This is a genomic window from Cohnella xylanilytica (assembly GCF_014212175.1).
In the GTDB taxonomy this organism is placed as follows: Bacteria; Bacillota; Bacilli; order Paenibacillales; family Paenibacillaceae; genus Cohnella; species Cohnella xylanilytica.
On sequence record NZ_JACJVR010000020.1, the window covers coordinates 1 to 12,210 of the forward strand.

The window sequence follows — 12,210 nt, forward strand, 5'->3', positions numbered from 1 at the left end:
TACAGGAATGTTTAGAGAACGAGGCAGCGGATTTTAGGCTCTTTGTGTAATTCCTTTTAAAGATATAATCGTCTAGAATAAGGGTATACATGGAAGATGTGGGTAATACGCCGGTGAAGTAACATACACCCCATAAAAGAGACGGCGGAGGTCCTGATAAAGATCAAAAAATTGGCGGCGACGGGAGCGATCGCTATTGCCGTTACGGGAGCCGTTGTGATCGCATCCAAGTATACAGAAGCATCTATAGAGCCCACTTCGGCGGATAAAATGGAACAAGGAAGTGCCCATATCCAATATAAAACGCCCATATTCGATCGGATGAAGGATAAAGCAGTCGTCCAGAAAATCCAAGACAGCTGGCTTAGAGCGGAAGCCGTGCTGGCCTCGAAATTCCCTAACGAGAGAAGCGGGACTGACGGTTGGCAACTCCTCAATAGCGCGGACGGCGCTATCGAGTTCACGAATGGGCTCGCCCAACAAGAAGCCTTTTCGTTTAATGCCGCTTTTATGAGCAAGGAGCGGCGGGCTGCCTTGCAGGTCGGGGATTATTGGCCCGCTCTTCTTCTGAACAAAGAGGAGGGCAGAGCGATCTTGTTCTGGGAGAGGGATAACGGGAACGTCGTTAAGATCGACCTTCTCTCCAAGACAAATAAGGGTGGAGCCCGGGATTGGTATGTAGAAGGGCCGGCTCAGGAGTTTGAAGCGCAGAAATCGTCGTAATGCAAACAAAGGCACCCGGCTGGGTGCCTTTGTGACTATCGCCCTGAACGCAAAAAAGTTGCGGTCAAAAGGACCCGCAACCGTTGATGTCGTAGATGGTCGAGACGACAGGATTTGAACCTGCGACCTCTTGCTCCCGAAGCAAGCGCTCTACCAAGCTGAGCCACGTCTCGATAAGTTGTGTTCAATAGCGAACGAGTTATAGTATAGCACAGCCTATTCGAAAAGAAAAGGCGTCTGCCGCATTTTTTTGCTGGGAAAACGCGGCAGGGGGAAAGCGGCTTATCGCGGGCCGAATTCGCCGGCGGCATAGCGCCGGAGCGTCTCCTGGACGCGCCGCTCGAGCAGCTCGGCGGCGCGGGCGAACGCTTCCGCGAGCGGCATGCCGGGCTCGCTCGCGGAAGCGACCGCGGCGACGCCCAAGGGGGCGAGAGCGGCGGGGTCCAGGTCGGAGGCGACGGAGCCGCCGAAGACGAGCACGGGCACGCGGCGGGCCTGTGCCGCCTGCGCGACGCCGTAGGCGGTCTTGCCGCGCAGCGTCTGGGCGTCGACGCGGCCCTCGCCTGTCAGGACGAGATCCGCGTCCGCCAGCTCGCGGTCGAGGCCCGACGCCTCGACGCAGAGGCGGACGCCGGGCACGAGGCGCGCCCCCAGCAGCGCGTGCAAGGCCGCGGCGACGCCGCCGGCGGCTCCGGCGCCGGGCAGGTCGCGCACACGCGAGCCCGTGGCATCGGCGACGACGTCCGCCAGATGCCCGAGGTTCGCGTCGAGCCGGCGCACCTGCTCCGGCGTCGCGCCCTTCTGCGGGCCGAACACGGCGGCAGCGCCGCTCGGCCCCGTGAGCGGGTTGTCGACGTCGCACGCGACAACCCAATCGCACGCCCGCAGGCGGGCGTCGGCCGAGCCGAGGTCGATCGACCTCAGCTCGGACAGCGCCCCGCCGCCGGGGCCGATGGGCGCGCCCGCGCCGTCCAGCAGGCGGAAGCCGAGCGCCTGCAGCAGGCCCGCGCCGCCGTCGACGGTGGCGCTGCCGCCGAGGCAGAGCGTGAACCGCCGCGCGCCCGCGTCGAGGCCGGCCCGAATGAGCTGGCCGAAGCCGTAGGTGGACGCGCGCATCGGGTCCAGCTCCTCGGGCTTCAGCAGCGTCAGGCCCGAGGAAGCGGCGAGTTCCGCGACGCAAGTCTCGCCGCCCTCGCCGAGCAGTCCGAGCCGCGCCTCGCGTTCGCGGCCGAGCGGGTCGAGGACCCGCGCCGTCAAGTACCGGCCGCCCGTCGCCTCGACGAGGCACTCCATCGTGCCGTCGCCGCCGTCGGCCATCGGCAGGAGCCGCAGCTCCGCGCCGGGATAAGCCTTCGCGGCGCCGCGCGCCATCGCCCGAGCCGCTTCCTGCGCGGTCAGGCTTCCCTTGAATTTGTCCGGCGCGATCACGATTTTCACGCGTGCCACCTCCGCCGATTTTCGTCCGGATCACGAATCGTCTCTGTTGTCTCTTATTGTATCCGGATTCCGATCGGCCGTCTAACCCACCTCGCCTAACCCACCTCGCCTAACCGCCCCATCTAACCGCACCCGCCAATCGACCGCCTAATCGAGCGTAATCGTCACGAAGGCCCGGTCGATCTCCTCGTAAGCCCGCTCGGAATGCCGCCATTCCCGCTTGTCGCCGAGGCAGTTGCAGATCAGCTCCGTGTCGCCGGCCTGCAGCCTCTTCCGATAGTGGACGTGGCCGGATACCGCGTATTTGACCGAGCCGCCGTACTGGCGGATCAGCTCCCCGTAGCTCCGGCTGCCCAGGAAGGCGTTGAAGTATTCCCACTCGGCGTTCGGAGTCGGCACGGTCAGCCTCTCGTCGGGAACGACGTGCGTCACGAGGATGACGTTGCGGTCCCGGTACCACTCCAGCTGATCCTTCAGCTTCAGCCGGAAATACTCGCTCACTTCGCCGGGCGAGCGGTCCCACTTCGCGTACAGCTTATCCTTCCATACCCGCTTGCCATGCTCCATCTCCGCGAACTTCTCGGGGGCGAAGCGGGGGTCGCCGAACGAGAAGTCGTACCAGCCGGAGTCGCCGATGACGACCCAATCGGTGCCGATCTCGTACGGCTCTGCCGACAGATTCCGCTCGAACGCCTGCAGCGCGTCGTGAATTTTCCAGGCATCCCGGTCCGGGTGCCAGAGGTTCCACAAGTCGTGGTTGCCGGGCACGAACAGGCACGGAACGCCCGCCTTGTCCTCGATCTCGCGCAGGACGTTGAGCGTGAGCTCGTAGTCGTTGGAGACGTCCCCGGCGACGATGAGCAGGTCCGTATCCCGCTCGCGGGCGACGCGGGCCAGCGCCTCCTGCACGGTCTGGTCCCCCTCGGCGTTGTTATGATCGACGTGCAGGTCCGACAGGATGCCGATTTTCGTCGTTGCGCTCATCTTCATCGGTACCTCCCCTTAATGATGTCCGCTGTACAAATGGCAGCTCACCCGCCGCTCCCCCTCATGAGGCGCGGCCGGCCGCAGTACCGGCGCTTCGGCCCGGCAGCGGTCGAACGCGAACGGACAGCGCGTATGGAAGGCGCAGCCCGAAGGCACCGCCGACGCGCTCGGAATGTCTCCCTTCAGTACGATACGTTCGCGCCGCTCCCGGCGGTTCTCCGCCGGAATGGCCGAGACGAGCGCTTGCGTGTACGGATGCAGCGGCTTCTCGTACAGCTCCCGCACCTCCGCGAGCTCCACCACCTTGCCCAGATACATGACGGCGATCCGGTCGCTCATATAATGGACGACGTTCAGGTCGTGCGAGATGAACAGATACGTCAGGCCGAGCCGCGCTTGCAGCTCCTTGAGCAGGTTCAGAATTTGCGACTGCACGCTGACGTCGAGAGCGGACACCGGCTCGTCGAGAATGAGAAATTCCGGCTCCAGCATAAGAGCCCTCGCGATGCCGATCCGCTGCCGCTGCCCGCCGCTCAGCTCGTGCGTGTACCGGTTCCCGAAGGTGCCGCCGCCAAGGCCGATCCGCTCCAGCATCTCTTCGACGCGGCGGGCTCTCTCCCGCTTGTCGCCGATCCGATGAATGAGCAGCGGTTCCTCGAGCAGACGGGAGACGGGGAGCCGGGGGTTGAGAGAAGCGTACGGATCTTGGAAAACATATTGAATGCTCCTCCGAAGCTCCTTGGAGGACCGCCCTCGAAGCCCGGCGACGTCGGTTCCCCGGAAAAGGATTCGCCCGCCCGTCGGCGCGAGCAGCCGCGCGGCCATCTGGCCGGTCGTCGACTTGCCGCAGCCGCTCTCGCCGACGAGGCCGAGCGTCTCGCCCCGGCGGATCGCGAGCGACACGCCGTCCACCGCGCGCAGCGTTCTCTTCGCCCCGCCGAATCCGGCGGCCGTCCGGTAATGCTTCGTCAGCCCTTCGATCTCGACGAGAGGAGGGTCCTGCGGCTTCTCCGCGAACGGGGAGCGGGACTCGGCCGAAGAAGGCGCGTCTCCATCGGTCCGTGCCGCCCCCGTTCCCGTACCCGCCCCCGCAGCCGCCAATGCATCCGCAACCGCATCCGCCCTCGCCCCCGCCCTCGCGTCAGAGGCGCATTCAACCTGCGGCATGGGGCAGCCCTCCTTCCTCGGCGGCCAGCCAGCAGCGAACGGCATGCGCTCCCGTCGCCGCCAACGCGCCTGCCCCCGTCCCTGCGCCTGCACCCCCGCCAGCCCCCGACACCCGGACGACCGGCGGCGCGCTCAGCAGGCACCGCTCCGTCGCGTACGCGCAGCGCGAATGGAAGCGGCAGCCCGCGCCACGCTCGTGAAGAGCCGGCACCGTGCCGGGAATCGAGAGCAGCTTCTCCCGCTTCTTGGCGGGCGTCGGGACTGCCTGAAGCAGCCCCTGCGTATAGGGATGCCGCGGCGAGTCGAACAGCTCCTCCGCCGTTCCCACCTCGACGACCTGCCCCGCGTACATGACGGCTATGCGGTCGCACATGTCCGCGATGACGCCCAGATCGTGGGAGACGAGCAGAATCGCCGTCCCGTCCTCTTCCCGGATCGTCTTCAGCAGCTCGAGAATCTGCGCCTGGATCGTGACGTCGAGCGCGGTCGTCGGCTCGTCGGCGATGAGCAGCTTGGGGGCGCAGGAGAGGGCGATCGCGATCATGACGCGCTGCAGCATGCCTCCCGACAGCTGATGCGGATACTCCTTCAGCAGCGCCTCCGGACGCGGCAGCCCGACCTTGCGGAACAGGGAGACCGCGTGCTCCCGGGCTTCCCGCTTCGTCAGCTTCAGGTGGAGGCGCGTCATCTCCGTCGCCTGCTCCCCGATCGTCAGGGCGGGATTGAGCGAGGACATCGGATCTTGGAAAATCATCGCGATCTCCCGCCCCCGAATGCGGCGGAACGCTTCTTCTCCCTCGCGGGGCAGCCGCCCCGCCTCGTACCGGATCTCGCCCTCCGAGATCCGCATCGCCGGCGGAAGCAGGCCGAGCAGCGAGAGCGACAGCACGCTTTTCCCGCAGCCGGATTCCCCGACGATGCCGACCGTCTCGCCCGGCTCCACGCGCAGGTCGATCCCTTCGAGCACCGGCCACCGCCCGCGGGCGGTCGTCAGTTCGACGCGCAGATCGCGGATGTCGAGAAGCGGCGGCGCTTCGGTTGGCGCTGACAACATGACGATCCCTCCTTTGTTAACCGTTATAAACCCTAACCCCTACGCCCGCCGGTCCCGCAGATCGCGGATGCCGTCCCCGAGCAGGTTGAACCCGAGCACCGTCAGCGTGATGAACAGGCCCGGCGCGAGGGCGTACCAGGGCGCCTTGCTCATGTAAGCCTGCGACTCGTTCAGCATCCGGCCCCAGCTCGGGTCGGGCGGCTGCACGCCGAGGCCGAGGTAGCTGAGAGCCGCTTCGACCAGAATGGCGGCCGAGAAGCAGAGCGATGCCGTGACGATGACGGAGGACAAGATATGAGGGACGATGTGGCGGAAAATCAAAGCCGCATGCCCGGCCCCCATGCCCCGGGCCGCCTTCACGAAGTCGGCCTCCTTCGTCTGGAGGAAGCCGCCGCGGATGACGCGGGCGAAGCTCGGTATGAACAGGATTCCGATGGCGATAATCGTCTGCCCCAGGCTCGGCTTGAAGATCGTAACGAGGATAAGGGCGAGCAGAATACCGGGAAAAGCCATCAAAGCGTCCACGGCCCTCATCAGAAGCTCGTCGGCCCAGCGACCGAGGTACCCGGCGGCGGCTCCGAGCAGGAAGCCTCCGGCCAAGCCTATGCAAACCGAAAAAAAGCCGACGGAAAACGCCGTCTGCGTCCCCTCCATAATCCGGCTCAGAATGTCCCGGCCGAAGTTGTCGGTGCCGAGCCAATGGGCCGCTCCCGGAGCTTGCAACCGTCCGGCGATATTCATCTCGTTCGCGCCGTACGGCACGTAGAACAGGCTGACCGCCATCAGGACGAACAGCAGGGCGACAAGCGTCAGCCCGATCCATAGCGTAATTTTCTTGCCCGAGTTCATGGCTTCTTCTCGCCTCTACCTTAATCGGATTTTGGGATTCAACCAGGCGTAGCTCAGGTCGACGACGAAGTTGACGAAGATGACGATGGACGCGACGAGCAGCACGAGCCCCTGCACGAGCGGGTAGTCGCGGTTGCCGATCGCCGTGATGAGCAGGCGGCCCAGGCCGGGCAGCGTGAATACCTGCTCGATGACGAGGCTGCCCGCCAGAATCTCCCCGAAGTTCATCCCGACGACCGTGACGACGGGGATGAGCGCGTTTTTGAGCACGTGCTTGTAGTAGACGGTCGAAGGCCTCAGCCCCTTGCTGCGGGCCGTCCGCACGTATTCCAGGTGAAGCTGCTCCAGCATCGTGGTCCGAAGGTACCGGACGACGATCGCGATCTGCGGAATGGACAGCGCGACGGCGGGCAGCAGCAGGGAGCGGAGCGACAGCCAGGCGTTCTCGGACCACGGGACGTAGTGGCTGACCGAGAACCACTTGAGCATGACGCCGAAAACAAGAACAAGAACGATTCCCGACCAGAAGGAGGGAATCGCGAGGCCGATCTGCGTGACGGCCGATATGATCAGGTCCAGCGCCTTGCCCCGCCGCCGGGCGGCCGCGATCCCGAGCGGGACCGCGACCAGGACGGTGATCGCCAGCGCCAGCAGCGCCAGCGAGAAGGTGACGGGGAGCCGGGCGCCGATGAGATCCAGCACCGGCTCCGAATAGCGGAGCGAATCTCCGAAGTCGAACGCGGCGGCTCCTCCGATCCAATGCAGGAATTGCTCCCCGAGCGGAAGGTCGGTGCCGAGCTTCGCCTCAAGCTCCTGGATCTGCTCCGGCGTCGCCTCCGTGCCCAGGATGGCGAGCGCCGGATTGCCCGGGATGATCCGGAAGGCGAAGAACGTGACCAGGATGACGAAGAAGACGGTGAGCAGCAAGGTGACGAAGCGCCGGGCGGCGTATGCGAGATTCATCTTCCCTCTCCCCCGGAGGCCGCGGGTGGCGGCCCCGTTAGTTCTGCGCTTTTCTTAATGTCCAGCGCTCTTACTTCTCCCAGTACAATGTCGACAGGTCCTGCACGTAGATCGGGTACAGCTGGTAGCCGGCCAGGTTCTTCTTGTACGCGACGGAGGCGTAGATGTCCTGGATGAAGACGGCGGCGGCGTCCTGCGCGAGAATCGTCTGGGCCTTCTTGTACAGGTCCGCGCGCTTCGTCTCGTCGACTTCGGTCAGGGCGCTCTTCAGCGTCTTGTCGTACTCCGGGTTCTTGTAGTTGAAGAAGTCGTTCGGCGCGTCGGACAGGAACTTGTTCAGGATGTCGTACGGATTCAGCTTGCCGTCGAAGGCGATGATCGTCGACTCGTAGTCGCGGCCCTTGTAAATGCGGTCCAGCCAGACGGCCCATTCGACCGATTCGATCTTCGCCTTGATGCCGGCCTTCTCCAGCTGCTGCGCGATGACTTGGGCGGTGTTCACGTGGAACGGATAGACGGACGGCACGGAGATGGTGATGTTGAGCCCGTCCTTGTAGCCGGCTTCCGCCAGCAGGCTCTTCGCCTTCTCGACGTCCGTCTTGTACAGGTCTTCAAGGCCTTCCTGGTAATACTGCTTCAGGACGGAGCTGAGATGGGAGCCGACCTTGAGGCCTTGGCCGAGGGCGACGCCTTGAATGATCTCGTCCTTGTCGATCGCGTAGTTGATCGCCTGGCGGACGCGGATGTCGTCGAACGGCTTCTTCGCGTTGTTGAGCACGAGCTCCTGCACGAGGTTCTGCGGACCGCTCTGCTGGCCGAATTCGTCGCCGAGCTCCGCCAGCTTCTCCGTGCCGATCCGCGGATACAGGTCGATCTCCCCGGACTTGAAGGCGAGGTAGGCGGCTTCGGCGTCGGTGATGATGCGGAATTCGACCTGGTCGAGATGGGGGAGGCCCTTGACGTAGTAATCCGGATTTTTCTCGAGCACGATCTTCTGGCCGGCGGCATACTCCTTGAATTTGAACGGACCGGTGCCGATCGGCTTCTTGTTGCTGTCCTGGTAATCCTTCGGAATGACGGCGGACGTCAGGGCGGTCAGGAACGACGTGTTGTTCTCCTTGAGCTTGATGACGACGGTCTTGTCGTCCGGCGTCTCGATCGTATCGACGCTGGCGAAGGAGGAGAGAAGCGGCTTGCCTGTGTCCTTGCCCGCGAGGCGGTCGTACGAATACTTCACGTCGGCGGAGGTGACCGGGTTGCCGTTATGGAACTTCACCCCGTCGCGCAACTTGAACGTATAGGTCAAGCCGTCCGGCGAGATCTCGTACGATTCGGCGATGGCGGGCTGCAGCTCGCCCTTGCTGTTCGGCTTCAGGAGCCCTTCGAAAATATTGAAAAGAACCTCCGAAGTCCCCGCGGCGACCGCGAGATGCGGGTCGAGGTAGTCGATGTCCTGCGGGATGACGACGACGACTTGCCCGCCGTCCTTGCCGCCGGCCGAATCCGTCGCGGCTCCGGACGACGGCGAAGCCGATTCTCCGGACGCGGAAGCGGATTCGGATGCAGGGGCGGACGGCGAGTTCGAGCCGGAGGGGCTGGCCGCTCCGTTGTTGTTGGCGTTGTTGCCGCCGCACGCGGACAGGAAGGCCGTCGCGGCGAACAGCACGGCCAGCAGCTTGGCGGCCGACGGGTAGAGCTTGAACGATTTTCTCATCGGGATAACTCCTCCTTGAATGGCAGATCTAATAGGGCGGGCAAAGCCTGAATCGACGGAATCGTCGGCTCGTGGGCGATCTCTTCGATTCCGAGCCGGCCGAACCGGTTGACCAGAACGGCGTCCATGCCGACGGCCGAGCTGCCGACGACGTCGTCGTAATAGTTGTCGCCTACGTACAGGCACTCCTCGGGCGACACCCCGGCGAGCCGGAAGGAATGCTGGAAGATCTGCTTCGCGGGCTTCTCGCAGCCGACCTCCGAGGAGATGACGATGTGGTCGAAGTAGTCGGCCAGATGGCCTTCCTTGAGCACTTGGCGGGCGGTGCCGTCCCAATTGCTGATGAGTCCTACGCCGACGTCCCCTTCCTTCAGGGAGCGGAGGACCGATTCGGCGAACGGGTAGGGCGCCCACTCCGCGCGGAAGCTCTCTTGAAGCTCGCGGAGCCGCCGGTGCTGCTCGAACAGGTCGAAGGCGAGGCCCAGCTTGTAGTTCAGCACTCCGAGATACCAGGGGAAGAAGCTCGCGTCTCCCTTGGCGAGGGCGCCCGGATAGTCCCGCATGAACAGCTTATCCGTCAGGTGGTAGGCGATCTCGATGTCCCGCAGCGACCGGCTCGCGCCGTTCTCCTCCAGGAACCGGCGGAACACTTGCTCTCTGGGCCGGTACACCAGCGTGTAGCCCAGGTCGAACCAGATGAACGATTTGTTGAACGACTTGTTGAACGATTTGTTGAACGATAGCGATGTGCGCATGAATCCTCCGATGATGGGCGTTTATGTAGCGGGGACGACCGGCAGCACGACATGGGACGGATAACGCGAGTCGTGGTAGATCGTCTGCGTCGCCGTCGCGAAGTCCGCTTCGGTGACGTCCCCCGGGTTCGCGATGACGTTCGGGCTGCGGTCGTAGGTCGGGAACAGCGAGCTCGTGACGTCGATGCGAATGGAATGGCCGCGTTTGAAAACGATCGCCGTGCTTCCGAGAGAGAGCTCGTAGCGGATCACCTCGCCGGGCGGCACCGGCTCCCGGCGTTCGAGCGACTCGCGGTAGCTCGCCCGGAAGATGCCCTCCGCCACGTTGTAGGCGGCGCCTCCCGGGTGCACGTCGACGAGCTTGGCGACGAAGTCGGTGTCCTCCGCGCTCGTCGCCGCGTACAAGACGACGCGCAGGTCGCCGACGACCTTGACGTCCTCCGTCAGGACGTCGGAGGTGTAGACGAGCACGTCGTTGCGCACCTCGATCGGCAGCTGGTTGCGCGGCCCCATCGGCGTCAGGTCCGGCACCGCGCCGGAACGCCCGCCCAAGGCGGGAACCGGAATGGAAGGGTGGTAGACGTAGACGTCGGGATGCTCCTCCCCGGGCGGCTCGGCGGACAGCCGGCCGTCTCCGTTGATCGAGTTGGCGCGGCTCTCGCTGCGGAGGTAGAACGGCGTATCTACGGCTTTAAGCGGCGGCCACTGTCCGACCTGCTCCCAGTTGTTGTCGCCCATGACGAAGTAGCGGATGGGCGGTTCTTCGCGCCAGGCGTCTTCGTCATCCTTGAGCCACCGGTCGAACCAGCGCAGCTGGAGCTCGTCGATCCGGTTCGCCGCTTCCGGGCCGAAGTCGAGCTCGCCGACGTACCTCGACCACGGCATATGGAACCACGGCTCGACGAGCAGGTACTGGTTCTCCCTGGCCAGCTTGGTCGCTCCCCGGGCCCGGACGCCGAGGAAGTTCTCGATCGTGCCGTCCAGGAACAGGTCGTACCAGCCGGCCAGATGGAGCGCGGGCACTTCGATCCGGTCGTAGGCGTCCTTGAGCGACTGCCCCTGCCAGAATTCGTCCCGCGTCGGGTGGTCCAGCCATTCCTTGTAGAACGGGAACAGCTCGCTCTTCACGCCGGGCGTGCGGCTTAGCGGCAGATGCTTGTAGAGGCCGTGGATGCCGGCGTAGCTCGCGTTGATCTCGGCCAGCCAGTCGAGCCGCTTCCGCCGGATGGCGGAGTCCTGGCTGGCGAACAGCGCCCACGAGAGCGAGCTGGCCAAGGAGAACGCGCCGTTGCGGTAGGCGCGGCCCTGGAACGAGTCGGAGCCGATCATGCCGGGGGCGATGCAGGCCAGGTGCGGCGGCCGCTCGGCGGCGGCGAGCCATTGGGTCGCTCCGACGTAGGAGAAGCCGTACATGCCGACCTTGGGGATCGCGTAGGGCAGGGAGGCGGCCCACTCCACCGTGTCGTAGCCGTCTTCGCCTTCGGCCGAGTACGGGCGGAACTCGCCGTCCGACGTCCATCTTCCGCGCGTATCCTGGACGACGACCACATAGCCGTGGGCGGCGTACCAGGTCGGGTGCGCGTAGTTCATCGTCTGGGCGTCGTCTTTGTTGTAGGGGGTTCTCATGACGAGAACCGGATGCTTGGCGGTCCCTTCCGGGCGGTAGACGTCGGCCTTGAGAAGCGTTCCGTCGCGCATCGGGACCGAGACGTTTTTCTCCACGATCAGGTTCGCCAGAGCGGTTCGGGTTCTCGAGGAGCCGGGGCTTCCGGTTCCGGTTGTGGGTGGGGCTCCGTTTGTCGTCGAGGTTGCGGACATCTCATCATCTCCATCGCGGGGTATAAAAAAAGGAGATGCCACAGAAGCGTCCGCTTCGTGCATCTCCGGTCGACCGGTCAATACAAGAATTCCTAGTACAATAATATGAATTAAGATGAGTTTGATTCTAGCACAGGTGCTTCGCGACCGTCAACCGTTATCCTTCAACCGTTATCCATCAGCCACCTTCCACCTTCAACCTTCAAAGCCTACGCCGCCCCGGACGCCTCTACGCGAAAGATGGGTCGGGTTTGGCTCGCCGCTGTTCTCTCCGGTATGATAGAACTAGCGGATATTCATCGGAACGAGGGGGAGTGGAACGTATGAGCGACCGGATTTTTACGCCGGAGGAAGCCAATGCCTTGCTGCCGCGGCTTCGGGAGGAGCTGCGCGGGCTGCAGGAGATGACCGACGAGTACGAGGAGCGGATGATCGCGCTGCGGAAGAAGAAAGCGGAAGCGGGAACGCGGACCGGGGGAGGAGCCGCCGGCGGCGGCGACCCGTTCTTCGAGGAAGAAGGGCGGCTCGACTTCATGCGGATGGAGATCGAGATGGCGATCGGGAACTTCGGCCGCCACGGCGTGCTGCTCAAGATGATCCACCCGGGGCTCATCGACTTCCCGGCCCTGGTGAACGGGGAGGCGGCGCTGATCTGCTGGAAGGAAGGCGAGGAGCGCGCGACCCATTACCACGGCTGGCAGGACGGGTTCGCGGGGAGAAGGCCGCTGCCGTCCGAATAAGCT

At 64.3% G+C, this 12,210-nt stretch carries 11 protein-coding genes and 1 tRNA gene; 2 read left to right on the forward strand and 10 right to left on the reverse strand.

The window, feature by feature from the left end:
• The first annotated feature begins 171 nt into the window (after positions 1 to 171).
• On the forward strand, positions 172 to 723 hold the full coding sequence (locus H7B90_RS06310) for a hypothetical protein (protein WP_185135016.1): 552 nt from the start codon (positions 172 to 174) through the stop codon (positions 721 to 723).
• Between the two features lie 96 nt (positions 724 to 819).
• Here the strand turns inward: H7B90_RS06310 and H7B90_RS06315 are convergent.
• From H7B90_RS06315 to H7B90_RS06360, 10 genes are all read right to left on the reverse strand, one after another.
• Positions 820 to 896, reverse strand: a tRNA-Pro gene (locus H7B90_RS06315).
• Between the two features lie 109 nt (positions 897 to 1,005).
• Complete coding sequence (locus H7B90_RS06320) at positions 1,006 to 2,160, reverse strand: glycerate kinase (protein WP_185135017.1); 1,155 nt, start codon at positions 2,158 to 2,160, stop codon at positions 1,006 to 1,008.
• A 147-nt stretch (positions 2,161 to 2,307) separates the two neighbouring features.
• The gene (locus H7B90_RS06325) at positions 2,308 to 3,144 is read right to left on the reverse strand and encodes a putative phosphoesterase (protein WP_185135018.1); all 837 of its coding nucleotides are present in this window, start codon (positions 3,142 to 3,144) and stop codon (positions 2,308 to 2,310) included.
• Between the two features lie 18 nt (positions 3,145 to 3,162).
• Complete coding sequence (locus H7B90_RS06330) at positions 3,163 to 4,314, reverse strand: ABC transporter ATP-binding protein (RefSeq protein ID WP_185135019.1); 1,152 nt, start codon at positions 4,312 to 4,314, stop codon at positions 3,163 to 3,165.
• Positions 4,301 to 5,368: an ABC transporter ATP-binding protein gene (locus tag H7B90_RS06335; RefSeq protein ID WP_185135020.1), complete on the reverse strand. Its 1,068-nt coding sequence runs from the start codon at positions 5,366 to 5,368 to the stop codon at positions 4,301 to 4,303. Before H7B90_RS06335 ends, H7B90_RS06330 begins: the two co-directional genes overlap by 14 nt.
• Positions 5,369 to 5,407: 39 nt before the next feature.
• Positions 5,408 to 6,217, reverse strand: a complete 810-nt coding sequence (locus H7B90_RS06340) for an ABC transporter permease (RefSeq protein WP_185135021.1) — start codon at positions 6,215 to 6,217, stop codon at positions 5,408 to 5,410.
• Positions 6,218 to 6,232: 15 nt separating this feature from the next.
• Positions 6,233 to 7,180: an ABC transporter permease gene (locus tag H7B90_RS06345; RefSeq protein WP_185135022.1), complete on the reverse strand. Its 948-nt coding sequence runs from the start codon at positions 7,178 to 7,180 to the stop codon at positions 6,233 to 6,235.
• Between the two features lie 70 nt (positions 7,181 to 7,250).
• Entirely contained in the window at positions 7,251 to 8,894 is a 1,644-nt protein-coding gene (locus tag H7B90_RS06350) for an ABC transporter substrate-binding protein (RefSeq protein ID WP_185135023.1), read from the reverse strand.
• Positions 8,891 to 9,649: an HAD family hydrolase gene (locus tag H7B90_RS06355; RefSeq protein WP_185135024.1), complete on the reverse strand. Its 759-nt coding sequence runs from the start codon at positions 9,647 to 9,649 to the stop codon at positions 8,891 to 8,893. The genes H7B90_RS06350 and H7B90_RS06355 overlap by 4 nt, the downstream gene beginning before the upstream one ends.
• A 21-nt stretch (positions 9,650 to 9,670) precedes the next feature.
• Entirely contained in the window at positions 9,671 to 11,371 is a 1,701-nt protein-coding gene (locus tag H7B90_RS06360; RefSeq protein ID WP_311772693.1) for a CocE/NonD family hydrolase, read from the reverse strand.
• Positions 11,372 to 11,790: 419 nt separating this feature from the next.
• Between H7B90_RS06360 and H7B90_RS06365 the strand changes: the two genes are divergently transcribed.
• Entirely contained in the window at positions 11,791 to 12,207 is a 417-nt protein-coding gene (locus tag H7B90_RS06365; protein WP_185135026.1) for a DUF2203 domain-containing protein, read from the forward strand.
• The last annotated feature ends 3 nt before the right edge of the window (positions 12,208 to 12,210 follow it).